The following is a 24,776-nucleotide window of genomic DNA, read 5'->3' on the forward strand; positions in this document are numbered from 1 at the left end:
ATTTATTTAGCATAATAGACAGAGATTGCGACAGAGACAGAGGTTGTGACGGTATAGGCGATTCATTACTGTTCTTCTTCCTTCTATTAGTAATTTTATTCTGTAGCTGTGGTGGATTCGGTAGATGCTAAACTATTTTACTAGTCGTGGCTTGTCCCCGATTTTTTCTTTGTTATACCATTAAGCTCTTTCTGCTATTCCTTAACAACCTCAAATCTTCTCGATACCTTATTATTAGAGTTCTTTGTTGTCTTAAGTTTTCTTCTAAGCCATGGTCTACGCCGATTTTCTTTTTTTCCACTTCCTTAAGATAATTTAAAAATAATTTAATTTTAAAGTAACGTATTTTGAGTAGCAGCATATTCTACTACTGTGACCTAAAAAAATAATTAAGGAGGTATTATTATGGTTGATAATGAGCGTGGCGGTTTGCTTGGTGGTTTATTTAGAGGCGAAAGTTTTGACGATTCATTGCTGTTCTTCTTTTTGTTATTAGTGATTATTTTCTGTAACTGTAATGGATTTGGTAAAAGATGCTAGATCATCACACCAGTCGGGGTTTATCCCCGATTTTCTTATTTTTACCTCTTGTTTTTCTTTACCTTTCTTAAAATAATTTAACTTTAAACATTAACGTTTTATTAACAATTTTCATATTGTGTAATAGGGTTTTAGGTACCCTATTTCTAATCAGGAGGTGTTTATTATGACTCGCAGAAGACCAGATGATTCTCTATTATTCTTCTTTTTGATATTGGTGTTTATATTCTGTAACTGTGATTTCTTCTAATCCATCATGATTGAATCGGGGCTTGACCCCGGTTCTTTTATGTCCATCTACCTTTTCCTTTCATCCTTGATATTGCTCCATTTATATACCCTATATATTCCTGTTCTTCAGTATCTCTTGATTTATAACAGCTTTTATATTTAACATACTTCTCACATTTACTATGACAATTGAAATGTCTGTTTTCACAGTACAAGCATGGTGAATTCATGGTATTCCTCCTATGCTTCTTCTTTCGCCTTCTCTTTCTGCTCCTGGACTTTCTTGTGATGCTCTTCTCTCTTTCTTCTAGCTTTTGTTGGATTTCAATTAACTCAAAATCTTTGTTCTTACCTATAAAACCTGCTATAAATTTCAAATTATTTCGTCTCCTTTCTGAGTTTTTAGCCATTCAACTAGTTCACTCTTGAACATCCTAAATTCACTTCCTACTCGATATGCTGGAAATCCTTCAATCTTAATTAATTCATAAGCCTTAGATCTACTTACTTGAAGGAATTGCTGCATATCTTTAATTGTCATAACTTCCTCTGGTTCTTTATTCTCCTGAAGAAGAACATGCAGAAAATAAATATGACAAAGACGAAGCTGAAATAAAGAATTGAAAAGTGAAATCCTAGAAAATAGAAAAATTTAAAATCCTAAATCATATATACTCATAATAGTAATTAATGCAACTAGATTTTCTATGCTAAAAGGTGGGAATTGAATTGAAGGAATATACGTGGATAAATGATTATATAATTGGTTTATTTGATATGTATAACACTGAAGATATTTATAAGCTTTAATATGTGTGGTCATATTAGAAAAAGAGGATCTACTTATTCAATAGTAGTTGATATAAGAATAGATCCTGCAATGGGTAAAAGAAAACAAAAATGGTTTAGTGGTTACAAAACACAAGATGAAGCAGAACAAGCAATGACCAAAATAATTACACAAGTTTATGAAGGAACTTTATTACTCCCTTCAGATATGATTTTAAAAGATTATCTAACAACGTGGATAGAAAAAGAAAGAAAAAACTTTCACCTTCATCAGTATCAGGCTATTTAGCAATAATCAATAAACATCTTATACTTTCTTTAGGATATATTAAATTAAAAGACATAAAACCCTACATCATAGATAAATATTATGATACTAAGTTGGAGACTTTATCTGGCACTACTGTCTTACATCATCACAGATTACTTAATAAAGCTATGGTTGATGCAGTTAAAAAATATCGTCTTATAGCATCTAACCCATTAGATGGAGTGGAAGCTCCCAAGGCTACAAAATATAAAGCAAGTGTTTTGAATACAGAAGAAATACAATTGCTTTTTAAAGCCTTAGAAGGCAATTTACTCGAAATTCCTATTAAAGTAATGTATTTCCTCAGTTTACGTCGTGGAGAGCTCTTAGGGCTTAAATGGGAAGACATAGATTATAAAAACAAAACTATTACTATACAAAGAAATTTAATTAGAGGTGGAGATGAAGGAACTGAGTTAATTTTGACAACTCCTAAAATAGAAGGAAGTAATAGAACCATAGTTCTATCAGATAATATTATTGATTTACTAAAAGTTCATAATAAAGCACAAGAAAATTAAAGAGAAGCCAAGGTAAAATATATAAAGATAAAGGATTTATTTTTTGTAATGAAGACGGATCTAATATTAACCTAGCCTCATTTAGTAAAAGATTTGGAGAATTTATAAAAGAAAGTAATCTTAAACACATAAGACTACATGATTTAAGGCATACCGATGCAACAATGATGCTACCTATCAAAAGTACCTGCCAAAGTTGCATCAGAGAGACTAGGGCATTCAAACGTGTCAATAACACTAGACCTATATAGCCATGTCATTGATGAAATGAAACAAGAAGCTACTAATAGAATAGACGATATATTATTTAATACTAAATAGCATTTAGTATATTATTTTCACCCTCATGTTTGCAAAAGCTATTTTAAAAAGATTATATTTGTAAAACAAAAAACAAAAAAACAGCCGAAGCTGTTCTATTTACTATGGCGGGAGTATGTGGGAATCGAACCCACCCAAGAAGCTCTTAACCCCTCGCGCTGGTTTTGAAGACCAGAGGACCCACCAGGACCCATCTACCCCCATAATTGCAACAAGAACTATTATACAATATATATTTACTATTTTCAAGTATTTTTATCACAATACCACATTTTTTGACTTTATTTTAGCTTATTCACAAGCAATACAAATATCATTAAATCACTATTAATTGCCTCTAAAATAATAGCCTACTCCCCACTTAGTTAATATATATTCTGCATGGCTAGAATCCTTTTCTATTTTTTCTCTTATTCTTCTAATATGAACATCTACCGTACGTAAATCACCATAATATTCATATCCCCATACTAATTTCAAAAGTTCTTCACGAGTAAAGATTTTACCTGAATTAGAAACTAAAACAAGAAATAAATCAAATTCTTTTCCTGTTAAATTTATATTTTTATCGTTTATTGTCACTTTTCTTCCTAAAGTATTAATAGTAAAATCTTGAACTGTAAAGACTTGATTACTCATCTCTGTAGTTTTATAATTTATTCTTCTTAGTATAGCCTTTATTCTAGCTTTTAATTCTAATATATTAAATGGCTTTACCATATAATCATCTGCTCCATACTCTAAAGCCAATATTTTATTTATGTCCTCACTTTTTTTTGTAATAACTATGATAGGTACATGAGAAAAATTTCTAATGGATTGACATATATTCAATCCATTAGTATCAGGTAAAACTAATTCTAATATTATTAAATCATACTCTCTTTTACTTGTTTTCTCTAAAGATTCCTTCCCCATAAAAGCTACATCAACACTATAACCATCTTGCTCAAGACTGTATTTTAAACCTTTAACAAAAGACTTATCATCATCGACAATTAATACTTTTGTATCCATTAAATCACCTCAAAATAAATAAAGTCTTTATTTACTCAATATTCTCTTATCTCCATCTCGTTTCGTAACCTTAATCTGATCAAAATATTCTAAGAGAGATAAAGCCACTTTTCTATTGGTATTTAATAAATCTCTATATTCTCCTATAGAAATTGGACCATTGTTATGGATGTATTTCTCTAACTTGTCTAAAGCAATATCATAATTTTCCTTCAATAAATATATTTCATCACTTAATTTTATAATGTCACCATTGTTTACAATAGAAACAAAAACTTCCTCTACATCTTCCTTACTCATATTTAACAACTCTAATAATTCTTCTTTCCTAGGTGGCAAAAAAGGATTTTCTTTAAATTTATTAATAATATCTTCTTTAATTTTTAGCTGAGAAGAGTTATATTTACTCTCAAATCCCTTTATGCATATGTTTTCCAATCGTTGTTCTAAATCTCCACTGTTAATTAATGAATCTATAAAGGCCTCAGCAACCTTTGGTTTAGCATTTTTTAAAAATTTACTTCTTATTTCTTCTTTTCTCATACCATTTCTAAGTGGATATTTATTATGATAAAGTTCTAATTCCTTTATAATCTTATCTTTAACTTCATTAAAATATTTCTTATGAATAGTATATAAATCCTTTGTTAGAGGAAATATTACTAATCTATCATCTTTAACAAGATGCTCTACTTCTTCTTTAACCTTTTCTTCTAACATAGCTGTAAATACAGCTATGTCTTTAATAGTAGGAAACTCTTTACTTTTATCTTCAATTATCTTTTCTATAATATCTATTGAATTACCTAATTCTTTTATTTCAAGTTCTTTCAAAGTATCTTTGTCAAATCTTTTCTTTTTCGTTGGATTTGGTTCTAAAATTTCTCCACCACCAATAGTAAACATAGGCGAATAAAATCTTATTATAAACTTGTCTCTCCTCTTTACAACAATTTCTTCTTCTAATCTAAGTTGAGCGTATGCTTCCTCTCCAGGATTTAATTCTTCTCTATCTAACAAAACAATACGGCACAAAACTTCTTTTGTTCCTATATAAAGTCTTAATCTTGTTCTGTTTTCAATGGATCTATTTATACTTTTTAATAGTTTAACTTTTACATCTAACATCATTGTATCCTTCATAGAACTAATAGGAGCTAAAACAGACCCTCTTTGAGCATCTTCTTTTTTTATTCCCGCTATATTAATAGCCACTCTTTGTCCTCCATAGGCTATATCTGCATCATTATCATGAACTTGCAGTGATCTTATTCTTCCTTTTTTATTTCCGGGGAAAATCTGTACTTCATCCCCTACTTTAAAGAATCCTGATAACAAGGTACCTGTAACCACAGTACCAAATCCAGATATGGAAAAAACTCGATCTACAGGAAGTCTAGGCATATCATTTATATCTCTATCTTCTATTTGTTCTGTTAAACTATCTATTAGGCTGATTGCCTCATCAATGCCAGTTCCTCTCGTAGATGAAACTTTTATTATTGGTGAGTTTTCTAGAAAAGTTCCTTTAACTTCATCTTTTATATCTTCTTCTACTAATTCTATCCATTCCTCGTCTACCAAATCTGATTTAGTTAATACTATAAAGCCCTTTTTAATTCCAAGTAAGTCTAATATAGCTAAATGTTCTAACGTTTGAGGCATGATCCCTTCATCTGCTGCTATTACTAAAAGTACTATATCTATACCTATAACACCAGCTAACATATTCTTAATAAATTTTTCGTGTCCTGGAACATCAATTATACCTGCTCTTTTTCCACTAGGTAAGTCAAAGTAAGTAAATCCTAATTCAATAGATATTCCTCTTTCCTGTTCTTCCTTTAATCTATCTGTATTTCTTCCTGTTAGAGCTCTTATCAATGTGGTTTTCCCATGGTCAATATGACCTGCAGTACCAATAATCACATGCTTCATTTAATGCACTCCTTTAACCTTACTTAAAGTAAATCTTAATCCATTTACTATAGTACTAAATTCCTCTTCATTTACTGTCCTTAAATCAATATATACCCTATCTTTATATAATCTAGTTATTATTGGTGTTTCATATTTCCTAAGATTATTTTCAAACTCTTGGGTACTTAAGTTATCAAGAGTTATAACTATACATTTTGTAGGTAATTTCTCTAAAGGCAATGATCCACCACCAACTTCTGAATAATTATTTTCTACATCTACTTTAAAATTTTCATCTTTAATATTATCTGTAATCTTTCTTAATAACTTATTTGCTTTATTCTCTATTTCTTCTATACCCATAGTTAACATATTTAATGTTGGAATTTGTTTGACTGCCACAGCTTCATCAAGATAATACCTCAATGTTGCTTCTAAAGCAGAAATAGTGAATTTATCTACTCTAAAAGCTCTAGTCAATGGGTTTTTTTTCATTGCTTCAATATATTTTCTTTTACCGACTATGATTCCTGCCTGAGGCCCACCTAATAATTTATCTCCACTAAAAGTTACAACATCTACACCATTTTTTAAGGATTCTTGTACTGTCGGTTCATATTCTAATCCATATTTAGATAAATCAATCAGCACTCCACTTCCTAGATCTTCAACTAGTGGTATGTTATACTTTGTTTTTAATTGATAAAGTTCTTCTGAATCTACAGAAGATGTAAATCCTAATATTCTATAATTACTAGTGTGTACCTTTAAAAGAGCAGCTGTATTTTCATTTATAGCATTTTCAAAATCCCAAAGATGAGTTTTATTTGTAGTTCCAACATCAACTAAAGAAGCCCCACTTTGTTCCATCACTTCAGGTACTCTAAAAGAGCCACCTATTTCTATTAGTTCTCCTCTAGAAACTATAACTTCTTTACCTTTTGCTAAGGTACTTAGAACTAGGAGTACTGCTGCAGCATTGTTATTAACCACCATGGCTGCCTCTCCACCAGTAATTTCAATAATTATATCTTCTAAGTGACTATATCTAGATCCTCTTGTTCCTTTTTCTAAGTCATATTCTAAATTTGAATAGTTAATAGCTATTTCTTTTATATTATTCATTATCTCTTCGTTAATTAAGGAACGGCCTAAGTTAGTATGTATCACTACTCCGGTACCATTTACTACTCTTCTAAGCTTATATGCATCTTTATCCTTTGATCTATGTTTTATTAAATCTTCAATTACTTCGATCCTTTCTATTATTTCTTCTTCAGTTACTTCTTTATTTTTAATACAAGTTCTTAATAAGTCTATCTCTTCTCTTATTGAATCTACTACAATTTTTCTTGGCATATAAGTCAAGAGTTCTCTTATATTTTCCTTGTCTAATAGTTCATCTACTTTAGGTATTAAGGTGAATAAATTTTTTTGAGCCATATAATCCCTTCCTTATCTATTATTCTACTATTAAAAAATATTCTTGTTTTTCTACTACTTCACCAACAATTCCATACTTAGTTGGTGTATCTTCTAACTCCTCCATTAATCTCTCCGCTTTATCCTTTGGGACAGATATCAATAAGCCTCCTGAAGTCTGAGGATCAAATAGAACGTCTTCTATATCTTTAGGAACATCCTTGTTTATATATATTCTATCTCCTATATATTTTCTATTAGCATAAGCACCCGCAGGTACCAAGCCCATTTGAGCATATTCTAATGTATTGATTATTAGTGGTATGTTATTATGATTTATCCTTATTGTTACTGAACTTCCCATTGCCATTTCTAAAGCATGACCTAATAATCCAAATCCTGTGATATCTGTTAAACTATTAGCTCCTCCTGCTCTATCTAGAGCCTCCTTACCATATTTATTTAATGTAGTCATAACCTTTACTGCTTCATCATAGGAATTTCTATCTGCAATTTCTCCTTTTATCGCTGTATTCACGATACCTAATCCTAAAGGTTTAGTGAGTATAAGTAAATCTCCTGGCTTTGCATTACTATTAGTAAGGACTTTATTTGGATGAACAAATCCCGCTACCGATAAACCATACTTTGGTTCGTCATCTTCTACAGTGTGACCTCCAACTAATATAGCTCCTGCCTCTTGAACTTTATCAGATCCTCCTTTTAGTATATCTACTAATACATTAGGATCTAAGCAGTTTGGAAAGCATACTATATTCATTGCAAGTTTTGGCTCTCCTCCCATAGCATAAATATCACTTAGAGAATTAGTAGCAGCTATTTGTCCAAAAACATAAGGATCATCTACTACAGGTGTAAAAAAGTCTAAAGTTTGTATAAGAGCCAATTCATCACTAATTCTATATACCGCTGCATCGTCAGAAGTATCTAAACCAACTATTAAATTATCATCAAAAGATTTTGGTAAATGACACAAAACTTGTGCCAAAACATCGGGTCCGATTTTAGCAGCTCATCCCGAACTCTTAGTTAACTGAGTTAACCTTTTTTCCATAATCATACACTCCTTTTATTTAACTGTTATCATTTCTTTTATACCTTCAAATTTCTTTTCTCCTATTCCTGAAACATTCTTTATATCATCAATACTTCTAAAAATGTTGTTGTCTCTATATTCTATTATTTTACTAGCGGTTACTTCTCCTATACCTGGTAAGGACATTAGCTCTTCTTTAGTACAGGTATTTATATTTACTTTACTTTCTACTGTAGAATTTGAATTTTCATAGTGCTCAGAATCTATCTCTTTATTAATATCTTCACCTATTTTAGGAATAAAAATTTTCTCTTCATCTACTAATTTCTTAGCTAAATTAATTCTATCTAAATCCGCATGTTTTTTCAATCCTCCAGCTAAATCTACAGCATCTGCTACTCTTGAACCTAAAGTTAGCTCTACAATTCCTGGATTATAAACTTCACCACTAATATGTACCATTATAATTTCATCTGTTTTATCTATTACAATATCTTGGTTTTCTTCATCCATTTCATTATCCAAACTAATTACTTCAACTGAATCTTTAGAGTTACTCTCTAGAGACATATTATTCCTAGGTGTGAAGTTAAATATGGCAATAGAAATAATTATAAAAACAATTAATAGTATAACTATTTGTTCTCTCTTTGTAAAGGAATCCATATATTATCCCCCTTCTCTTAGTTCTTTACAATACTTCCATATTCTACTTTATTATTACTTTTCCTCTTTTTTATATAAATAATCTTATAATTTACTTAAAAAAAAGCTGATTTTCTGGTATACTTTAATAAGAATAATAAGGTGGTGTTTTAAATGAAGAAAGCAATAATTGCAATAATAGTTTTTCTCTTACTTAATAGTTTTTCTCCTTCCTATGCAACAGATAACTTGATTTTAGCAGGAGAAGCTGGTATTTTAATTGATGGTGAAACTGGACAAGTCCTATATGAAAAAAATGCTCATTTACAACTTTATCCCGCCAGTACAACTAAGATAATGACAGGTATATTAGCTATAGAATTGGGGAAAATGGATGATATTGTAACAGTTGATCAAGAAGTTGTTAACTTAACTGATGGAAGTCATATAGCTCTAGAACCAGGAGAGCAAGTGAAACTAGAATATCTAATGTATGCACTTTTAGTTGAATCCGCTAATGATTCGGCTTTAGCCATAGCTAAACATATATCTGGTAGTATCGATGGTTTTGCTAAATTAATGAATGAGAAAGCAAAGAAAATAGGAGCCTTAAATACTAATTTTGTTAATCCAAATGGACTTCATGATGAAAATCATGTTACTACAGCATACGATCTTGCTCTTATAGCTAAATATGCTATGCAAAATGAAAATTTTAGACAAATTGTTGCCAACTATACTTATTTAATTCCTCCTACAAACAAAAAAACTGAAGCTAGACCATTGAATTCAGCTAATAAACTTTTATATAGTAATCAGAAAATTGATGTAGATGGAAAAGCTGTACCTATCAAATATGAAGGAGTTAATGGGGTTAAAACTGGCTATACTCAAATGGCACAAAATTGTCTTGTAACATCTGCTCAAAAAGGAAACCAAAAATTAATTTCTGTAGTATTAAAATCAAATGGAAGAAACGTATATTCTGATACTCATAAGCTTTTAAACTATGGATTTAATAATTTTGAAAAAGTAACTTTAGCTTATAATAATGAATTCATAGATAATATTAAAATTCAAAATGGAAAGTTACCTTTAATTGCAGGAATCATAAAAAATAGTCTTACACTCACTATCCCTAAAGGTAGTAAAGACAATATTGAAAAGAAAATTATTCTTAACGAAGCCATAGAAGCTCCTATTGAAAAAGAGCAAAGTCTTGGCAAGGTTGAATATTTCTTAAAAGGTGAAAAAATTGGAGAAACTGATATTGTTTCCAGTTTAGCTGTTGAAGAAATTCCTAAGGTAGGTATGTTTAAGAAAATATTAGATAAATGGTATATTATTCTTTTTTTAATTTTAATCATTAGTAGAAGTGTTTATCTAATAAAGAAAAAGAAAAGAAGAAAGAAGAGATCTAGTTTATATAAAGTTCCAAGCTCATTAAAATAACCTCGTCTAGTAGACGAGGTTATTTTATAATGATTATAATATAGCAATTGCCTCTATTTCAATATCTCCTCCTTTAGGAAGTTGTGAAACTTCAACTAAAGTTCTTGCAGGTTTATGTTCACTAAAATATTCTTCATATACTTCATTAATCATTGGAAAGTTTTTAATATCGGTTATGTAGATAGAAACTTTCACTACGTCCTTTAAAGTTGCATTTCCTTCTTCTAAAACAGCCTTTACATTTTCTAAACACAATCTAGTTTCTTTTTGAATATCACCCTTTAATAATTCTCCTGTTTCTGGTACTATTGGTAGCTGTCCAGAAGTATATATGATATTACCCGCTTTCATCGCTTTCATTCCTTGTGAATAAGGACCTACAGCAGCTGGTGCTTTACTAGTTGATATAGGTATTAACGCCATACTCTTCACCTCCTTACAGTATATTGTCTAAAGTAAGTTCTTCACTATCAGCCCATAATCTTTCAAGATTATAAAATTCTCTTTCTTCTCTATGGAAAATATGAACTATAATATTACCATAATCCATTAATATCCACCTAGCACTTTGATAGCCCTCTTTACTTACTTCTTCAAAGCCTTCTTCCCTCATCTTATCTTCTACTTCATCTGCTATAGCCATTGTTTGACTAGATGAGTTTCCACTTACAATTACAAAATAATCAGCAATTGAAGTCAACTTTGATATATCTAAAACTTTTATATCTAATGCTTTTTTATCATCACATGCTTTTACTACAACAGATAAACTTTTATCTAATTCCTTCACCTAATTCCCTCCTGATATTTTAATTCGCTTCATCAATGTTGTTTCTTATACTTTCTACAGCTTCTTGATTTAAGAACATTTCCTTTACTAATCTACCGCTTTCATCCTTATAGGGTATATAGTAAGATATTCCTTTAATTGTCTTTGGTTCACCCGGTAATGTTGCAGTATGCATAGCCGTGGTATCAAAAGATTTTGCTTTAACAGCAAACTTCATTATCAAATCTAATGGAATATTAGTATCTACATTATCATAATAGGTTTTTACCATCTGAGGAACTTTCATTATATTAGCTGGTTTTAAAGATTGATCTACTAAAGCTTTCATAAAAGTCTGTTGAGCTCTTATTCTACCTAAATCTTGATCTTTGTACCCTTTTCTATATCTTAAAAATTGTAAAGATTTGTCACCATCTAATACTTGTAATCCTTTCTTTAAGTTTATATGAAGAGGTGGATCTGCCACTGGATCATCATATTTCATATTCATCGGAACATCAATTTCCACTCCACCAATTAAGTTAACATATTCTTCTACAATTCCATAGTCTACCCTAACATAATAATCTAAATCTATACCTAATAAATCTTTAACAGCTTTCATTGATAATTCAGGCCCACCATATGCATGAGCATGATTAATTTTTTCTTCATACTTTCTTCCTCTAATCATAGCTTTCGTATCTCTAGGTATAGATAATAATGAAATCTGACTTGTAGATTTATCTACTTTACACAACATCATGGTGTCAGATCTGACTTTATCGTTTTTCTTTGTATCTTTCCCATCTACGCCCAATAATAAAAAGGTAATTTCATCTTGGTCATCAAGCACTCTATCTAAAAAACTTTCCTTAGAAATAGTGTCCTCCTCATCTGGCTTAAGCATATAAAAATATATAGTTCCACCATAAATTAAAACGAAAGCCATAAAAGAAATAAGAAAAGTCTTTAAGAATCTTTTTTTCATTTGTCTCACTCCAACTTTAATCGAATTTTAAGATAATTTCTAGATTTTATAGTATCTAAATGAATCAACTGACCTTTATCAATGACAAATTTAATAGTATTGTCCATAGCTAATAAGATACTTTTATCTAAATTTTCATAAGCAAGTTTTCTAACTTCATTAACACCTTTAAAATTCCTGCCTGGCTCAATATAGTCAGCTATATAAATTATTTTATCCAGAACAGTCATTCTCTCTCTACCAGTAGTATGATAATAGATGGCATCTAAAACGTCCCTATCCTTAATATTATATTCTACCTCAGCTATTTTGGAACCTATTGGTCCATGAAGGAGTTGTATATTATGCTCCATGACACTATCTAAAATTATATCAAAGTCATATGCCATTTTCAATAAATTTATTTGATCCTTAAACTTAGCACAATCATGAAGGAGTCCAGCTTTCCTAGCCTTTTCAATATCTACACCATAAATTTCGGCAAGTTCTATAGCTGTATTCATAACCCCTAAAGAGTGCTTGTACCTTTCTAATCCTATAGTTTCAATAAGTCTTTCTTCTATCCATTTTTCCATTATGAAAAATCTCCTTTATTTATATAAGCCGTATTTAGTAATATAATCTTCCACTGATTCAGGAACTAAATACTTTATTGATTGTCCCTTATTAACTCTATTCCTTATTTCTGTTGAAGAAATCTCTATTAAAGGGGAGTCTACTTTAACAATATTACTATTATGTAAAGTTTTTAAGTTTTGTATCTTCTCTACTATTTTATCATTATTATAATTAGGTCTTTCAACTACGGCAAAATTGCATAGTCCTAAAAGTTTTTTATAATCTTTCCATTTTTCTATTTCAAACAAAGAATCTGCACCTATAATAAAATAAAATTCATCTTTAGGATATTCTTCTTTCAAAGCTTCAATAGTGTCTATAGTATAAGTTATATTTTTTCTTTCTATTTCCATTGATGACACTTGGAAAAAAGAGTTAGATAAAGTTGCTAAAACAGTCATCTCTAGCCTATGGTTTAAATAAGCAACTTCCTCTATCTCTTTATGAGGAGGTTTTCCAGTAGGTATAAATAATACTTTATCTAGATTCAAACTATATCGTGTGTATTCAGCCATGATTAAATGACCATTGTGAATTGGATTAAAGGTGCCCCCCATTATTCCAATTTTCATATTTCATATCCCTCCAAAATCTCTATTAATAATTAAACTTCAGAAACATTTATTTCTGAAGTTTAATGAAATATCAATCTATCTTGGTAATTCTATTCTTTTATTATCGACTGATTCTCTATACAATACAAACTTATTTCCAATACTTTGTACAAATTCAGCCATAACTGACTCGGCTAATTCACTAGCTACTTGATTAGCATCTAAAAAGCTGTTTTTTAGTACTTTTATTTTAATGATTTCTCTTGCTTCCAAAGCTTCATCTACTTGTTTTATAAAGTTTTCTGTTACTCCATTTTTACCTAATTGAAATATTGGATCTATGTTATTAGCAATACCTTTAAGATAGCTTCTTTGTTTCCCAGTTAGCAATTAATACACTCCTCTAGTTTAAACTTCTATTTCTTTTCTGGATTGTCTTCTATGGATTTCGTAGCTCTTAGTTCCCTTCTTCCAGCCAGTTCTTGACTTTTCTTCTGGCTCATAATTTTCATTAATAACTACTTGATTTTTGGATAAACAATAATATGTTGGTTGATTTTCTTTGCAGTTTCCACAATTTAAACAGTCCATTTTACCTATAAACCCTCCATTTAGTCAAAAAATTCAAATTCATGCCCACAAATAAATACAGAGTCATATTCTTCAATACCTAACTTCTTAAGTCTTTCCACAACTCCCCTCTTTCTTATAACATTTTGGAAATATCTTAGAGAATCAATATTGTCAAAATAAGTTGAATATAACAACTTTTCTATGAAATCTCCTTCTACTATAAATTTTCCATCTTCTTTTTTTACTATAATGGATTCTTCTTTATCTTCAAACTCTTCTAATTCTTCATCGAAGGTTTCATAGTCTATTTCAATGTTAGATAATATATCCCATATTCCATACTTAAGCTCATTAACACCTTCTAATGTAGCAGCAGAAATTGAATATACTTTATATCCTTTGGATTCAAAAGTTTCCTTTATTTTTTCTAGACCTTCCTCAGCCTCCGGAATATCCATTTTATTTGCTACAATGATTTGAGGTTTTTCTCCTAATCTTGGATTATATTGAGTTAGTTCATCGTTGATCTTGCAAAAATCTTCTACAGGATCTCTGCCCTCGCTACCTGAAGCATCAATAACATGAACCAAAATCCTAGTTCTTTCAATATGTCTTAGAAAATCATGACCTAAACCTGCTCCTTCATGGGCTCCTTCAATTAATCCAGGAATATCTGCTATGACAAAGCTTTTCTCCTCATCTACTCTAACTACACCTAAATTTGGAGTTAAAGTTGTAAAATGATAGTTGGCAATTTTAGGCTTAGCTGCTGAAAGAATAGATAATAGTGTAGACTTACCTACATTCGGAAAACCAATTAAGCCCACATCTGCTAATAGCTTAAGTTCTAAAAGAATGCTTCTTTCTTCTCCTTTAGTACCAGCTTCAGCAAAACCAGGAGCTTGACGAGTAGGTGTTGCGAATTTCGCATTTCCTCTACCACCTTTACCACCTCTAGCTATAATATAAGTTTGACCATTTTCCTTTAAGTCTACAATAACCTTATCTGTTTTTTCATCTTTTACTAAAGTCCCTACTGGCAATCGCAAAATAAGGTCCTTTCCATTTCTACCATATTGTTTTTTAGATCTACCATTCTCTCCACTTTCTGCACTATAGGAACGCTTATACCGAAAGTCCATTAAGGTTCTAATACCTTCATCAGCCTTTAAAATAATATTTCCGCCATCTCCTCCATCTCCTCCATAAGGGCCTCCTGAGGGTTCATATTTCTCTCTTCTCCACGCAACAACTCCATCCCCACCTTTTCCAGCTTTTACGAACACTTTTGCCACATCAATAAACATATCATCATCCTTACTTTCTCTTGCATATTATTAGTAATTTTATTATATCAATATATATTAGACTGTCAATATTTTAGTGCCAAATTTGTATCTATGCTAATTTAATTTATTTTATTCCATTATTATAAAAATATACTACAAAAAAATATAAGCTTACCAGATGGTAAGCTTATGGATTATGCTAATTCTTCTGCAGGATAAACACTAACTTGTTTTTTATCTCTACCTTTTCTTTCAAATTTAACTACTCCGTTTACTGTTGCAAATAATGTATCATCGCTTCCTCTTCCTACATTATTACCAGGATGGATTTTTGTTCCTCTTTGTCTAACAAGAATATTTCCTGCTAATACAAATTGCCCATCTCCTCTTTTTACACCTAATCGTTTGGCTTCACTATCTCTACCGTTTCTGGAGCTACCTACTCCTTTTTTAGTAGCGAATAGCTGTAAGTTCAATTTAATCATCCATTACACCTCCCCATATTCGAGAGTTACATACTTTGGGTAACTTTCAATAACAGATTTTATACCTACTTCTAAAGATTTTAACACTATTTCAGTTTTATCCAATAATGAAAAATCTATGTCTACTGGTAAATTAACATCTAAATATCCTGTTATGTCATCTATAAAATAATCTATCTTGTCTTCTTCTACACCACATACTTCTACCAACGAAAACAAGGCTGTCTGAGTCAGTACAGATATAGCTGCACATACAATATCTTTTCCATATGCATCATAATTTGCATGTCCTTCAACAGTATATTTCCTGATATATCCCTGTTTATCCTTAAAAATCTTAATTTTTAGCATTTCTCTAGCCTAAAATCTTTTCAACTTTAACTTTAGTATATGGCTGACGATGTCCTTGTTTCTTTCTATAGTTCTTCTTAGCTTTGTATTTGAAAACAACGATTTTTTTAGCTTTTCCTTGTTCTAATACAGTACCTTCTACTTTTGCACCATCAACATAAGGCTTTCCAACAACTACATTGCCTTCTTTTGATACTAGAAGAACTTTTGAGAAATCAACAGTATCTCCTTCTTTTACGTCTAGTTTTTCTACAAAAACTGTATCTCCTTCTTGTACCCTATATTGTTTACCACCTGTCTCTATTACAGCATACATTATAACATTGCACCTCCTCTAACCAAGTCTCGCCAATGTTAGGTGCCTAAGCTTAAAACCCACATTGAGCGGCTCCACACCCAAAAATTTTAACAAAAATACGAGGGTTTGTCAATAGTTAATATCAAGTATTTTCCCTTTCCCCTCACATGTAGGACATTTTTTAAAATAGTTTGCTTCTAAAGTTCTTCTAACTTTTTTTCTAGTTATTTCTACTAGACCTAATTTAGTTATATCAACCATATTAGTTTTATTTTTATCCTTTTTCAAAACCTCTTCTAACTTATCTAAAACCATAGAGACATCTTTTTTATCTTTCATATCTATGAAATCTATAATTATAATACCACCTATATCCCTTAATCTAATTTGTCTTGCTATTTCTTCTGCCGCTTCTAAATTAGTTTTTAATACTGTATCTTCTAAAGATTTAACTCCTACGTATTTGCCAGTATTTACATCGATAGCTGTTAATGCTTCTGTTTCATCTATTACAATATATCCACCACTATTTAGACTAACTTTCCTTTCTAATGCTTCTTTTATACCTTTTTGAATATGTTCATCTTTGTTAATAGCGAAGTTCTTATCTAGCTCTAATTTTTTCCATAATCCTGAAGAAATATAATCTTCAAAAAGAAGTAGATTATCATAAATTTCCCTATTATTTACTATTATTTTACTTATATCTTCATTAAATCTATCCCTTATTACTTGGTAAACTAGATCTAATTCTCTATATACAAGTTTAGGACATGGTAAGAAATTTTTTTCTCTTTCAATTTTCTTATAAATATTAAATAGCATATTGTATTCTTCTTCTAAAATAGATTCTTCTATACCCTCAGATACGGTTCTTAAAATCATTCCCTTATTATCTTTTGTTATTCTTTTTCCTATTTGATAAAGTCTTTCAATTTCTTTAGAATCTTCGATTTTTCTTGAAAGATTGATTTTATTTGAATAAGGAGTAAAGACTATATACCTTCCTGGCAATGCAATATGAGTAGTAACTTTAGGCCCCTTGTTTCCAAAGCCTTCTTTTATTACCTGTACTATTACTTCTTCACCATTTTTAATTATATCATTTATTTTATATTCTTCTTTGGAATACATTAGTTCTTTAGGCAAAGCATTTTTTATATATAAATAAGCATTTTTACCTTCACCTATGTCTACAAAAGCTGCCTCCATTCCCATAAGAACGTTATTGACCCTTCCTCTATATACATTTCCAACCAGCTTTTTGCTGTTTTTTTCCTCAGTATAAAATTCTACTAATCTTCCTTCTTCAACTATACCTACTCTATTTATATCGTCTTTAAAATCAATAAAAATATAATTCATAAGACCTCTCCTAAACTCTATAATGGCTTATAGATTTTATTATTGTTCTCAGCATAAAGTCCTAAACGTTTTATCATAATAGAATCCATGTCAATATTTATAGAAGAATATTTATTTAAAGCTTCCATAAAATCCATAGGCTTTAAGTTTCCTTTATCTCCAGACCTTAAAAGTACATCTATAATTATATTATTATCTTCTAATTTTTTTATAACAATATTTCCTATATGGGTCTTAATATCTTCATCTTTTTCAACTCTATTTTTACCTTTTTTCCTTAACCTTGTAATTATTATTTCATCTAAATTTAACCATTCTTCAATAATATTTTCTAAGGTTAATTTATCTAAACCTCTATTAATGTCAAAGTTTATTTCATAAAAAGCCCAACTAATAAGAGAAGATATAGATTCTCCTTTTTTTAAATATACTGATTCCAGTATTTGAACGTCTTTAGGTAATACTTTATTCATCTTTTCTTTAAAATCTTCTACTGATATTTTTGTTTCTAAATCTATGTCCATATATTCCTCTTCACTTTCTATTCCTAAGGACAAAGGATTGGCTATAGAAAATTTAGGATGAGGATTAAATCCTTCTGAATATTTAATAGGTATCCCTGCTCTTCTAAAATTCCTTTGAAATAGCCTCATTAAATCCAAATGAGAAATATATCTTAAATAGTTCTTTTTAGTAAATTTTACTCTCAATATCAATTACATACACCACCTGTAAAACATTTATTTATACCACATCCTGTACAACCTAACCTACAGTCCTTTGTAAGTTCACCTTCTACAGCTTTTTTATATTCTTTTATTAAATATTCTTTAGATACTCCTGGATTAATGAAATCCCAAGGAAGTATTTCTTCTATATCTCTTTGTCTTAAAGCATAAAAGCTTCCATCAATACGAGATTCTTCAAGAGCTTCAATCCACTTATCATACTGAAAATGTTCAGACCATCCGTCAAATTTACAACCTTTTTCCCAAGCTTTAACTAAAACCTTTGACAACCTTCTATCTCCTCTTGCTACAATAGCTTCAAGATAACTTAATTTAGAATCATGATAATTAAAAGTTACTTTATTATCCTTTATGCTATTTCTCAATAAATTAATCTTTCTATTAAATTCATCAATAGAATCTTGTGATACCCATTGAAACGGAGTAAAAGGTTTAGGTACAAAACAGGAAGCACTAGCTGTTACCTTAAGATTACCCTTTCTCTCTTCCTTTGGCATACTAAAGAACATATCTTTAACCTTATACGCTAGATTTTTAATTCCCATTACATCTTCATCAGTCTCCGTAGGCAATCCTATCATAAAATATAATTTAATAGTAGACCAACCTTCTTTAAACGCATAAGATACAGCGGTTGTTAGATCTTTTTCATTTATACCTTTATTTATTACATCTCTTAATCTTTGGCTTCCAGCTTCTGGAGCAAAAGTAAGTCCTGTTTTTCTAACTTTTTCTATTTCTTTTATAACATCAATACTAAAAGAATCTAATCTTAAAGAAGGTAAAGATACTCCAACCTTTTTTTCTTCAAATCTATCCATGAGCTGTGAGATTAGAAGTTCAAGCTGTGAATAGTCACAAGAACTTAGAGAAGACAAAGAAATATTTTCATAACCTGTACTCTCTACTAATTTTTCTGCTAATTCTAATAATCTTTCAGTGCTTTTCTCTCTAACAGGTCTGTAAATCATACCAGCTTGACAGAATCTACAACCTCGTGTACAACCTCTAAATATTTCTAAGGTAATCCTATCATGAACAGTTTCTATAAATGGTATTATCATCTTTTCTGGAGAAAACATTTTATCTAAATCTTTAATCATTCTTTTCCTAATTATTTTAGGAACACCTTTCTCAGTAGGTTCCATTTTCTGTATTGTACCATCTTCTTTATATGTCACCTCATAGAATTTTGGTACATATACTCCCTCAAGTTGTGCAATTTCTTTTAGAAATCTATCTTTATCATAATTATTTTCTTTATGCATTTTATAAATATTTAATATTTCTAAAGTTACTTCTTCCCCTTCTCCTATGACAAAAAAGTCAATTATATCTGCCAGGGGCTCTGGGTTATATGCACAGGGACCTCCTGCAATTATAAAAGGATGATTATCATTTCTATTTTTAGATAATAAAGGAATATTGCTTAAATCTAACATATTTAAAATATTAGTGTAACTCATTTCATATTGAAGAGTAAAACCGAGGAAATCAAAATTGCTTACTTCTTCTTTATTTTCCAACGTAAAAAGTGGTAACCCTTCTTTTCTCATTTCTTCTTCCATATCTATCCATGGAGCAAAAACTCTTTCACAAGCAATATCTTCTTGACTATTTAATAAATTGTATAATATATGGAGCCCTAAATGAGACATACCTACTTCATATACATCAGGAAATGAAAAGGCAAACTTTACATTAACATTATTTAAATCCTTCTTTATGGAGTTCTGCTCCATTCCTATATATCTAGCAGGCTTTTCTACTTTTTTCAAAATTCTATCTAATTTCTTCGTATTTATCATCACTATTATCACCTTTCATTAGTACTGTATTTATTATATTATCACTTTTTCTTTGGTTTTAGTAGACAAATTTAAAAGAACCCTAAATTTTAAAAACCTCGAGCATAAGCCTCGAGGTTTTTATTTCATTACTATATAGTCTATAGGATTTACAGGTTTTCCTTTCACCCATACTTCAAATCGTAAATACTTATTACCATCTTTATTAGTTCCAAGAGTTCCAAGTATGTCCCCTGTTTCTATAGTATCTTTTTCTTTAACATAAACCTTTGTTAAATATCCATATACCGTATCCATATTTTCGTGGCTAACGTATATAAAATAACCTTTATTCCCTTTATCCTCTATTTTGGTTACCACTCCATCACTAATTGCTACTGGCTCTTTATTTTCTTCGGGAATAATATCTATTCCCTCGTTAAAGCTATTATTTCCTTTTATATTAATAGTTTCACCAAAGGTTTTATATATTTTCCCATCAATAGGAGGTGGATATTTAACTGTTGATTTAATATTAAATACTTCAACTGCTTTTTTGGATACATTAGAAAGCTTTTTAGCATAACCCCAAATTTTTTTCCCATCTTCTTTAATACTAAACTCATGATTAATACCTTTGTTAATTATTCCAATTATATTGTTTGAAACAGAATAATTTAACCTCTTCATTACAAGAAGTATAACCAAGATAGTTAGCACATAAATAACTTGATTTAACTGTTTTTTATAAAAATATTTATTTTTATAAAAGGGAACTTTTGAATTATAACTAATTGCTCTTCTTTTCATAATATCACCTACCTTAACTTAATACTATGATATTTAGTTAAGGTAAGTTTTATTCCTTAATTAATATTCCTTTATATTAAAATTACTATTACCTTCTTTTAATTTAAAATTATTATCTAATTTTGAAGGTATGTGGATTATTTTATCTTTAGATATAAAAATTGCTTCTACTCCATTTAATGAATTAACTAATTTCATTCCCTCATCTACGCCCAATACAAATAAGGTAGTAGATAACGCATCACCATCTATTGATTTATCTGAAACTATACTTACTCCTGTGACTTCATTATCAGTAGGATAACCAGTTTTTACATCAATAATGTGATGATATCTTTTCCCATTATGCTCAAAATATCTTTCATAATCCCCTGAAGTTACTATAGTTTTATCTTTAACTTCTAAAATACCTAGATAATTTCCTGTAAATTCAAAAGGATTTTGTATACCTATTTTCCATTGAGAACCATCTGTTTTCTCTCCTAAAGCATAAATATTTCCCCCTAAATCAATTATAGCTGAATTAACTTCATTTTCAATTAATATTCTTTTCACCTCATCAGCTGCATAACCTTTAACAATTCCTCCAAGATTTATTTTCATGCCTTTTTCTTTAAGAAACACTTTATTATCTTCTAATATTTCTAGTTTTTTATAATCTACAAGAGCTTTTTTTTCTTTTATCTCCTTATCACTAGGAATTAAATCTCTTTCCTTTTCATCACCTTTAATATTCCATAATTCTACTAAAGGACCTATAGTTGGATCATAGGCACCTTTTGAAATTTCTGCATAATATTTTGCTGTTTTAATAACATAATATACATCATCATGAACTTCAACAGGATTAATCCCTGCTTCCTGGTTTACTCTGTTTACATCACTACTATCAATAGTAGCACTCATTCTATTTTCTATTTCCTTCAATCTATCAAAGACTTTATCCATTATTTTTTCATCATTTTTATCATAAATTTTAATAGTTACGACCGTATCCATTAAAAAATCCGTCTTAGATATTGGCTCAAAGTTAGCCGATTTTTTAGTACTACAACCTGTTAAAATTAAAAGTGTTGCTATAATTAAACTGGGTACTATAACTTTTTTAAATTTCATAATACTATCCCTTCTTAATTTATTTGAAAAAACCCCAACTTTTCTAGTCAGGGTTTTTATTTTCACTATTTTGCAGTATTTAATGCTTGGCTTACAAGATCTACCATTGTAGTTCTTGTATTAGTTGCGCCAGTAATTCCATCTAAGCTTAAACTTTCAGATCCATTATTATCAATAACTAATTTTTGAACAGCATTAATAACATTAAAGGATTCTTCATAAGTATAATTCTCTGCAGACTTTCTATCTCCAGTTTTAACTCCATCCATATCTTCCACAGCTATTTCAGCATAGTCAACACCAACAATTTGTCCTTCTTTAACAACAACTTTAGCTTGTGCTAACCAACCATGACTTGCCTCTGCAGCTTTTGCTTCATATTCACCATCTTTAAATGCAGGTGTATATTCTTCTCCTTTAGCAGCTTTATCTATTAGAGCAGCTACTACTTCTTTAAAACTTTCTTTAGTATGAGTTGCTCCTGAAACTGCATCAAAATCAACTTGACTTAAATCTTTCTTTTCATTAAATTGTTCATTTAAATCTTTTATTACAGCTAATCCTTCTGGATATTTATAGTTTGATTCATTCTTTTCTTCTCCAGAATCTGCTAAATATTCATTATAACTAAATCCAGCAACTTGTCCATCTTTTACTTCTAATGTAGCCATTGGATAATTTCCGTGATCACTTACTGGCATTTTAACTAAATAACTACCATCTTTTAAATCTTTACTTGTTTCGGCAGATGTTTCAGCTGAGTCATTTTCATTAACAGGCGCTTCTTTCTTAGCACATCCTGTAAAAACAGCAGCCATTAAAACCAGCACTAATCCTAAAGATAAAAACTTTCTTTTCATTTGTTTATTACCTCCTAATATTTTAAAATAGTTTGTCGCGAAGGAATTAACATAATTCCCTTATATATTATACCTAAATCCCCATATTTTTTCAATACTTCATTTTTATTTCAAATTACTATCTTTTACTTTATTTATGGGTATATTAGCTACCAAAGCAGAGATTGGTGATATATCTCCTTCTTTTTTCATTCTAGTTAATTTTATATCTAAGCCTTCTTCATCAATTTCAGCATATTCAGATATTACTCTTATAATGTCTCCTTTAATCATTTCTAAAAACTTTGGTGATAAATCTGCTCTGTCGTGAACCAAAACAAGTTTAAGCCTTTCTTTAGCTACATTTTTACTTTTCTCTTGATTTTTACTAAACAATTTAAACAGATCCAAAGTTCCTCCCCCCTTTATTTACCAAACAATAGTTTAAGTATTTTAGTAAATTTCCCTTCATCATTACTGTCCAAATCAAGTAATTCTACTTCTTCTCCTATTATTCTTCTGGTAATATTTCTAAAGGCTTTACCTGACATGGCTTTTTCCTCTATAACTACAGGTTCTCCTTTGTTAGTGGATATGACTATAGCTTCGTCATCTGGAACAATTCCTAATAAATCAATAGCTAATATATCGATAATATCATCAATATTCATCATATCGCCTCTTTTTACCATTTCTGGTCTAATCCTATTTATAACTAATCTTGGATCTTGCAATCCTTTCGCCTCTAACAAACCTATAACCCTATCTGCATCCCTTACAGCAGAAATTTCTGGTGTAGTGACTATTATAGCCATATCTGCTCCTGCTATAGAATTTTGAAATCCTTGTTCTATTCCAGCTGGGGAATCAATTATTACATAATCAAACTCTTTCTTTAAATTATTGACCAACTCCAACATCTGTTCAGGCTTTACTGCTGACTTATCTTTTGTTTGAGCTGCTGGTAAAAGATATAGTTTATCATATCTTTTATCTCTAATTAATCCCTGCTTCAATCTACAGTTCTTTTCTACAACATCTACAATATCATAAACTATTCTATTTTCAAGCCCCATAACTACATCGAGATTTCTAAGTCCAATATCTGAATCTACTACTACTACAGATTTTCCTAATATTGCTAACCCTGTTCCTATATTAGCTGTAGTAGTAGTTTTTCCAACTCCACCTTTTCCAGATGTTATTACTACGGCAGTTCCAATCTTTTCATTCTCCATATTTCTTCCTCCTTTTCATTATTTTTTAGGTAAGTATGGCTCTATCATTACTTCGCCACCATGTACTTTTGCCACCTCAGGTAACTTATAGGAAATTATATTCTCATCTGGTGGTCTGGCAATTTTATCAGCAATCCTTAATTGAGTGGGCTGTAGATTATATGCCGCAACTATTGCTTCCAAATTTCCATCTATTCCAGCATGGGCAACTCCTCTTAAAGTTCCGAGAACTACTATATTTCCTTTTGCTTTAATAAGTGCTCCCGGATTCACATCTCCTACAATAACAATATTTCCAGAATATTCTACTACTTGTCCTGATCTTAATGTGCCATTTATGAACTTTGTCATACCTTCTTCTATACCCTGAAATATATCATTATCGGCCAAAGGATTATTAAAACTTTCTTTTAAATCATCTAAAATATCTTCTTCATTTAAGTATTCGGGTAGACCTTCCTCAGAAATACTTAAATTATATTTGTCCTTAATAATTGATTTTATCTCATTAATTTCCATGTGGGACAGGTTCCTTCCTCTAACACCTAATAATTTAGCACCTTGAAAGAAAACTATGGAATCTTTAAGTTTTTCATCTAATTCCTCTTTAACAAGATGTAAGTTGCCACTTTTTATATCAATGAAAATTCCTTCTTTGACACCTTTAAAAGTTATTACATCGTCCTTCACTTCAATTATTACCTCCAAATAATTTATCT

General features: G+C 30.1%; 32 protein-coding genes and 1 tRNA gene. 5 read left to right on the top strand and 28 right to left on the bottom strand.

Going from position 1 to position 24,776, the window contains the following annotated elements; genetic code table 11:
- Positions 1 to 405: 405 nt before the first annotated feature.
- Positions 406 to 540, top strand: coding sequence for a hypothetical protein (locus KQI42_RS21535; RefSeq protein ID WP_281420511.1), 135 nt, complete (start codon positions 406 to 408; stop codon positions 538 to 540).
- Between the two features lie 287 nt (positions 541 to 827).
- Here the strand turns inward: KQI42_RS21535 and KQI42_RS18470 are convergent, their stop codons facing one another.
- A complete protein-coding gene (locus tag KQI42_RS18470; RefSeq protein WP_216521918.1) occupies positions 828 to 1,148 on the bottom strand; it encodes a hypothetical protein in 321 nt (106 codons plus the stop codon).
- Complete coding sequence (locus tag KQI42_RS18475; protein WP_216521920.1) at positions 1,145 to 1,312, bottom strand: helix-turn-helix domain-containing protein; 168 nt, start codon at positions 1,310 to 1,312, stop codon at positions 1,145 to 1,147. The genes KQI42_RS18470 and KQI42_RS18475 overlap by 4 nt, the downstream gene beginning before the upstream one ends.
- A 231-nt stretch (positions 1,313 to 1,543) precedes the next feature.
- Here KQI42_RS18475 and KQI42_RS18480 point away from each other — a divergent pair, with 231 nt between their 5' ends.
- The 3 genes from KQI42_RS18480 to KQI42_RS21915 are packed head-to-tail and all read left to right on the top strand — an operon-like array spanning position 1,544 to position 2,642.
- Positions 1,544 to 1,849 carry an Arm DNA-binding domain-containing protein gene (locus KQI42_RS18480; RefSeq protein WP_216521922.1) on the top strand — a complete coding sequence of 102 codons (306 nt, stop codon included), beginning with the start codon at positions 1,544 to 1,546 and terminating at the stop codon, positions 1,847 to 1,849.
- Positions 1,795 to 2,391 (top strand): site-specific integrase, encoded by a 597-nt coding sequence (locus KQI42_RS18485; RefSeq protein ID WP_216521924.1) that lies wholly within the window; start codon positions 1,795 to 1,797, stop codon positions 2,389 to 2,391. The genes KQI42_RS18480 and KQI42_RS18485 overlap by 55 nt, the downstream gene beginning before the upstream one ends.
- A gap of 17 nt (positions 2,392 to 2,408) precedes the next feature.
- Positions 2,409 to 2,642, top strand: a complete 234-nt coding sequence (locus tag KQI42_RS21915; RefSeq protein WP_425519807.1) for a tyrosine-type recombinase/integrase — start codon at positions 2,409 to 2,411, stop codon at positions 2,640 to 2,642.
- Between the two features lie 175 nt (positions 2,643 to 2,817).
- Here KQI42_RS21915 and KQI42_RS18490 read toward each other — a convergent pair.
- From KQI42_RS18490 to KQI42_RS18515, 6 genes are all read right to left on the bottom strand, one after another.
- Positions 2,818 to 2,914, bottom strand: a tRNA-Sec gene (locus tag KQI42_RS18490).
- Positions 2,915 to 3,039: 125 nt separating this feature from the next.
- Entirely contained in the window at positions 3,040 to 3,729 is a 690-nt protein-coding gene (locus KQI42_RS18495; RefSeq protein ID WP_216521926.1) for a response regulator transcription factor, read from the bottom strand.
- 27 nt (positions 3,730 to 3,756) lie between these two features.
- Complete coding sequence (gene selB, locus KQI42_RS18500; protein ID WP_216521927.1) at positions 3,757 to 5,667, bottom strand: selenocysteine-specific translation elongation factor; 1,911 nt, start codon at positions 5,665 to 5,667, stop codon at positions 3,757 to 3,759.
- A complete protein-coding gene (gene selA, locus KQI42_RS18505) occupies positions 5,668 to 7,092 on the bottom strand; it encodes an L-seryl-tRNA(Sec) selenium transferase (protein WP_216521928.1) in 1,425 nt (474 codons plus the stop codon). It lies immediately after the preceding gene.
- Positions 7,093 to 7,111: 19 nt separating this feature from the next.
- On the bottom strand, positions 7,112 to 8,152 hold the full coding sequence (gene selD / locus KQI42_RS18510; RefSeq protein WP_216521929.1) for a selenide, water dikinase SelD: 1,041 nt from the start codon (positions 8,150 to 8,152) through the stop codon (positions 7,112 to 7,114).
- A gap of 9 nt (positions 8,153 to 8,161) precedes the next feature.
- The gene (locus KQI42_RS18515) at positions 8,162 to 8,794 is read right to left on the bottom strand and encodes a helix-hairpin-helix domain-containing protein (RefSeq protein ID WP_216521930.1); all 633 of its coding nucleotides are present in this window, start codon (positions 8,792 to 8,794) and stop codon (positions 8,162 to 8,164) included.
- Positions 8,795 to 8,947: 153 nt separating this feature from the next.
- On the opposite strand from KQI42_RS18515, the gene KQI42_RS18520 reads away from it, so the two are divergent.
- On the top strand, positions 8,948 to 10,225 hold the full coding sequence (locus KQI42_RS18520) for a D-alanyl-D-alanine carboxypeptidase family protein (protein WP_216521933.1): 1,278 nt from the start codon (positions 8,948 to 8,950) through the stop codon (positions 10,223 to 10,225).
- 33 nt (positions 10,226 to 10,258) lie between these two features.
- Here the strand turns inward: KQI42_RS18520 and KQI42_RS18525 are convergent, their stop codons facing one another.
- The 20 genes from KQI42_RS18525 to minC all read right to left on the bottom strand — a co-directional run bounded on the left by KQI42_RS18525 (position 10,259) and on the right by minC (position 24,747).
- The gene (locus KQI42_RS18525; RefSeq protein WP_216521935.1) at positions 10,259 to 10,648 is read right to left on the bottom strand and encodes a RidA family protein; all 390 of its coding nucleotides are present in this window, start codon (positions 10,646 to 10,648) and stop codon (positions 10,259 to 10,261) included.
- Between the two features lie 13 nt (positions 10,649 to 10,661).
- A complete protein-coding gene (rsfS, locus tag KQI42_RS18530; protein WP_216521937.1) occupies positions 10,662 to 11,015 on the bottom strand; it encodes a ribosome silencing factor in 354 nt (117 codons plus the stop codon).
- Positions 11,016 to 11,034: 19 nt separating this feature from the next.
- A complete protein-coding gene (locus KQI42_RS18535) occupies positions 11,035 to 11,985 on the bottom strand; it encodes an LCP family protein (RefSeq protein ID WP_216521939.1) in 951 nt (316 codons plus the stop codon).
- Positions 11,986 to 11,990: 5 nt separating this feature from the next.
- Positions 11,991 to 12,560, bottom strand: coding sequence for a bis(5'-nucleosyl)-tetraphosphatase (symmetrical) YqeK (yqeK, locus tag KQI42_RS18540; RefSeq protein ID WP_246566741.1), 570 nt, complete (start codon positions 12,558 to 12,560; stop codon positions 11,991 to 11,993).
- 15 nt (positions 12,561 to 12,575) lie between these two features.
- On the bottom strand, positions 12,576 to 13,175 hold the full coding sequence (nadD, locus tag KQI42_RS18545) for a nicotinate-nucleotide adenylyltransferase (RefSeq protein WP_216521940.1): 600 nt from the start codon (positions 13,173 to 13,175) through the stop codon (positions 12,576 to 12,578).
- 78 nt (positions 13,176 to 13,253) lie between these two features.
- On the bottom strand, positions 13,254 to 13,547 hold the full coding sequence (gene yhbY, locus KQI42_RS18550) for a ribosome assembly RNA-binding protein YhbY (protein WP_216521941.1): 294 nt from the start codon (positions 13,545 to 13,547) through the stop codon (positions 13,254 to 13,256).
- 18 nt (positions 13,548 to 13,565) lie between these two features.
- Positions 13,566 to 13,748, bottom strand: coding sequence for a hypothetical protein (locus KQI42_RS18555; RefSeq protein WP_216521942.1), 183 nt, complete (start codon positions 13,746 to 13,748; stop codon positions 13,566 to 13,568).
- 20 nt (positions 13,749 to 13,768) lie between these two features.
- Entirely contained in the window at positions 13,769 to 15,037 is a 1,269-nt protein-coding gene (obgE, locus tag KQI42_RS18560) for a GTPase ObgE (RefSeq protein WP_216521944.1), read from the bottom strand.
- Between the two features lie 176 nt (positions 15,038 to 15,213).
- Positions 15,214 to 15,504 carry a 50S ribosomal protein L27 gene (gene rpmA / locus KQI42_RS18565; RefSeq protein WP_216521946.1) on the bottom strand — a complete coding sequence of 97 codons (291 nt, stop codon included), beginning with the start codon at positions 15,502 to 15,504 and terminating at the stop codon, positions 15,214 to 15,216.
- A gap of 3 nt (positions 15,505 to 15,507) precedes the next feature.
- The gene (locus KQI42_RS18570; RefSeq protein WP_216521947.1) at positions 15,508 to 15,855 is read right to left on the bottom strand and encodes a ribosomal-processing cysteine protease Prp; all 348 of its coding nucleotides are present in this window, start codon (positions 15,853 to 15,855) and stop codon (positions 15,508 to 15,510) included.
- A 4-nt stretch (positions 15,856 to 15,859) separates the two neighbouring features.
- Positions 15,860 to 16,171: a 50S ribosomal protein L21 gene (gene rplU, locus KQI42_RS18575; RefSeq protein ID WP_216521948.1), complete on the bottom strand. Its 312-nt coding sequence runs from the start codon at positions 16,169 to 16,171 to the stop codon at positions 15,860 to 15,862.
- Between the two features lie 111 nt (positions 16,172 to 16,282).
- On the bottom strand, positions 16,283 to 17,518 hold the full coding sequence (locus KQI42_RS18580; RefSeq protein WP_216521949.1) for an Rne/Rng family ribonuclease: 1,236 nt from the start codon (positions 17,516 to 17,518) through the stop codon (positions 16,283 to 16,285).
- 17 nt (positions 17,519 to 17,535) lie between these two features.
- Positions 17,536 to 18,234 (bottom strand): TIGR03936 family radical SAM-associated protein, encoded by a 699-nt coding sequence (locus KQI42_RS18585; RefSeq protein ID WP_216521951.1) that lies wholly within the window; start codon positions 18,232 to 18,234, stop codon positions 17,536 to 17,538.
- Positions 18,231 to 20,075: a TIGR03960 family B12-binding radical SAM protein gene (locus KQI42_RS18590; protein WP_216521953.1), complete on the bottom strand. Its 1,845-nt coding sequence runs from the start codon at positions 20,073 to 20,075 to the stop codon at positions 18,231 to 18,233. Before KQI42_RS18590 ends, KQI42_RS18585 begins: the two co-directional genes overlap by 4 nt.
- Before the next feature lie 120 nt (positions 20,076 to 20,195).
- The gene (locus tag KQI42_RS18595) at positions 20,196 to 20,864 is read right to left on the bottom strand and encodes a murein hydrolase activator EnvC family protein (RefSeq protein ID WP_216521955.1); all 669 of its coding nucleotides are present in this window, start codon (positions 20,862 to 20,864) and stop codon (positions 20,196 to 20,198) included.
- A 60-nt stretch (positions 20,865 to 20,924) separates the two neighbouring features.
- Positions 20,925 to 21,980, bottom strand: coding sequence for an FAD:protein FMN transferase (locus KQI42_RS18600; RefSeq protein WP_216521957.1), 1,056 nt, complete (start codon positions 21,978 to 21,980; stop codon positions 20,925 to 20,927).
- A gap of 65 nt (positions 21,981 to 22,045) precedes the next feature.
- On the bottom strand, positions 22,046 to 22,840 hold the full coding sequence (locus KQI42_RS18605) for an FMN-binding protein (protein ID WP_216521958.1): 795 nt from the start codon (positions 22,838 to 22,840) through the stop codon (positions 22,046 to 22,048).
- A gap of 105 nt (positions 22,841 to 22,945) precedes the next feature.
- The gene (minE, locus tag KQI42_RS18610) at positions 22,946 to 23,230 is read right to left on the bottom strand and encodes a cell division topological specificity factor MinE (protein WP_216521959.1); all 285 of its coding nucleotides are present in this window, start codon (positions 23,228 to 23,230) and stop codon (positions 22,946 to 22,948) included.
- A gap of 14 nt (positions 23,231 to 23,244) precedes the next feature.
- Positions 23,245 to 24,057: a septum site-determining protein MinD gene (gene minD, locus KQI42_RS18615; protein ID WP_246566742.1), complete on the bottom strand. Its 813-nt coding sequence runs from the start codon at positions 24,055 to 24,057 to the stop codon at positions 23,245 to 23,247.
- A gap of 18 nt (positions 24,058 to 24,075) precedes the next feature.
- Complete coding sequence (gene minC, locus KQI42_RS18620; RefSeq protein ID WP_216521960.1) at positions 24,076 to 24,747, bottom strand: septum site-determining protein MinC; 672 nt, start codon at positions 24,745 to 24,747, stop codon at positions 24,076 to 24,078.
- Positions 24,748 to 24,776 lie beyond the last annotated feature (29 nt).

It is taken from the genome of Tissierella simiarum (assembly GCF_018917865.1).
Classification (GTDB): Bacteria; Bacillota; Clostridia; order Tissierellales; family Tissierellaceae; genus Tissierella_C; species Tissierella_C simiarum.

Excerpts from the sequence above, each read along its gene's own strand:
- KQI42_RS18605 (WP_216521958.1), bottom strand. The coding sequence starts at position 22,840 with ATGAAAAGAAAGTTTTTATCTTTAGGATTAGTGCTGGTTTTAATGGCT.
- rplU (WP_216521948.1), bottom strand. The coding sequence starts at position 16,171 with ATGTATGCTGTAATAGAGACAGGTGGTAAACAATATAGGGTACAAGAA.
- KQI42_RS18525 (WP_216521935.1), bottom strand. The coding sequence starts at position 10,648 with ATGGCGTTAATACCTATATCAACTAGTAAAGCACCAGCTGCTGTAGGT.
- KQI42_RS18515 (WP_216521930.1), bottom strand. The coding sequence starts at position 8,794 with ATGGATTCCTTTACAAAGAGAGAACAAATAGTTATACTATTAATTGTT.
- yqeK (WP_246566741.1), bottom strand. The coding sequence starts at position 12,560 with ATGGAAAAATGGATAGAAGAAAGACTTATTGAAACTATAGGATTAGAA.
- KQI42_RS18600 (WP_216521957.1), bottom strand. The coding sequence starts at position 21,980 with ATGAAATTTAAAAAAGTTATAGTACCCAGTTTAATTATAGCAACACTT.
- rpmA (WP_216521946.1), bottom strand. The coding sequence starts at position 15,504 with ATGATTAAATTGAACTTACAGCTATTCGCTACTAAAAAAGGAGTAGGT.
- KQI42_RS21535 (WP_281420511.1), top strand. The coding sequence starts at position 406 with ATGGTTGATAATGAGCGTGGCGGTTTGCTTGGTGGTTTATTTAGAGGC.
- KQI42_RS18555 (WP_216521942.1), bottom strand. The coding sequence starts at position 13,748 with ATGGACTGTTTAAATTGTGGAAACTGCAAAGAAAATCAACCAACATAT.
- KQI42_RS18475 (WP_216521920.1), bottom strand. The coding sequence starts at position 1,312 with ATGACAATTAAAGATATGCAGCAATTCCTTCAAGTAAGTAGATCTAAG.
- KQI42_RS18580 (WP_216521949.1), bottom strand. The coding sequence starts at position 17,518 with ATGAATTATATTTTTATTGATTTTAAAGACGATATAAATAGAGTAGGT.
- selB (WP_216521927.1), bottom strand. The coding sequence starts at position 5,667 with ATGAAGCATGTGATTATTGGTACTGCAGGTCATATTGACCATGGGAAA.
- KQI42_RS18535 (WP_216521939.1), bottom strand. The coding sequence starts at position 11,985 with ATGAAAAAAAGATTCTTAAAGACTTTTCTTATTTCTTTTATGGCTTTC.
- KQI42_RS18570 (WP_216521947.1), bottom strand. The coding sequence starts at position 15,855 with ATGCTAAAAATTAAGATTTTTAAGGATAAACAGGGATATATCAGGAAA.
- KQI42_RS18520 (WP_216521933.1), top strand. The coding sequence starts at position 8,948 with ATGAAGAAAGCAATAATTGCAATAATAGTTTTTCTCTTACTTAATAGT.
- obgE (WP_216521944.1), bottom strand. The coding sequence starts at position 15,037 with ATGTTTATTGATGTGGCAAAAGTGTTCGTAAAAGCTGGAAAAGGTGGG.
- selA (WP_216521928.1), bottom strand. The coding sequence starts at position 7,092 with ATGGCTCAAAAAAATTTATTCACCTTAATACCTAAAGTAGATGAACTA.
- nadD (WP_216521940.1), bottom strand. The coding sequence starts at position 13,175 with ATGAAAATTGGAATAATGGGGGGCACCTTTAATCCAATTCACAATGGT.
- KQI42_RS18595 (WP_216521955.1), bottom strand. The coding sequence starts at position 20,864 with ATGAAAAGAAGAGCAATTAGTTATAATTCAAAAGTTCCCTTTTATAAA.
- KQI42_RS18590 (WP_216521953.1), bottom strand. The coding sequence starts at position 20,075 with ATGATAAATACGAAGAAATTAGATAGAATTTTGAAAAAAGTAGAAAAG.
- minD (WP_246566742.1), bottom strand. The coding sequence starts at position 24,057 with ATGGAGAATGAAAAGATTGGAACTGCCGTAGTAATAACATCTGGAAAA.
- KQI42_RS18495 (WP_216521926.1), bottom strand. The coding sequence starts at position 3,729 with ATGGATACAAAAGTATTAATTGTCGATGATGATAAGTCTTTTGTTAAA.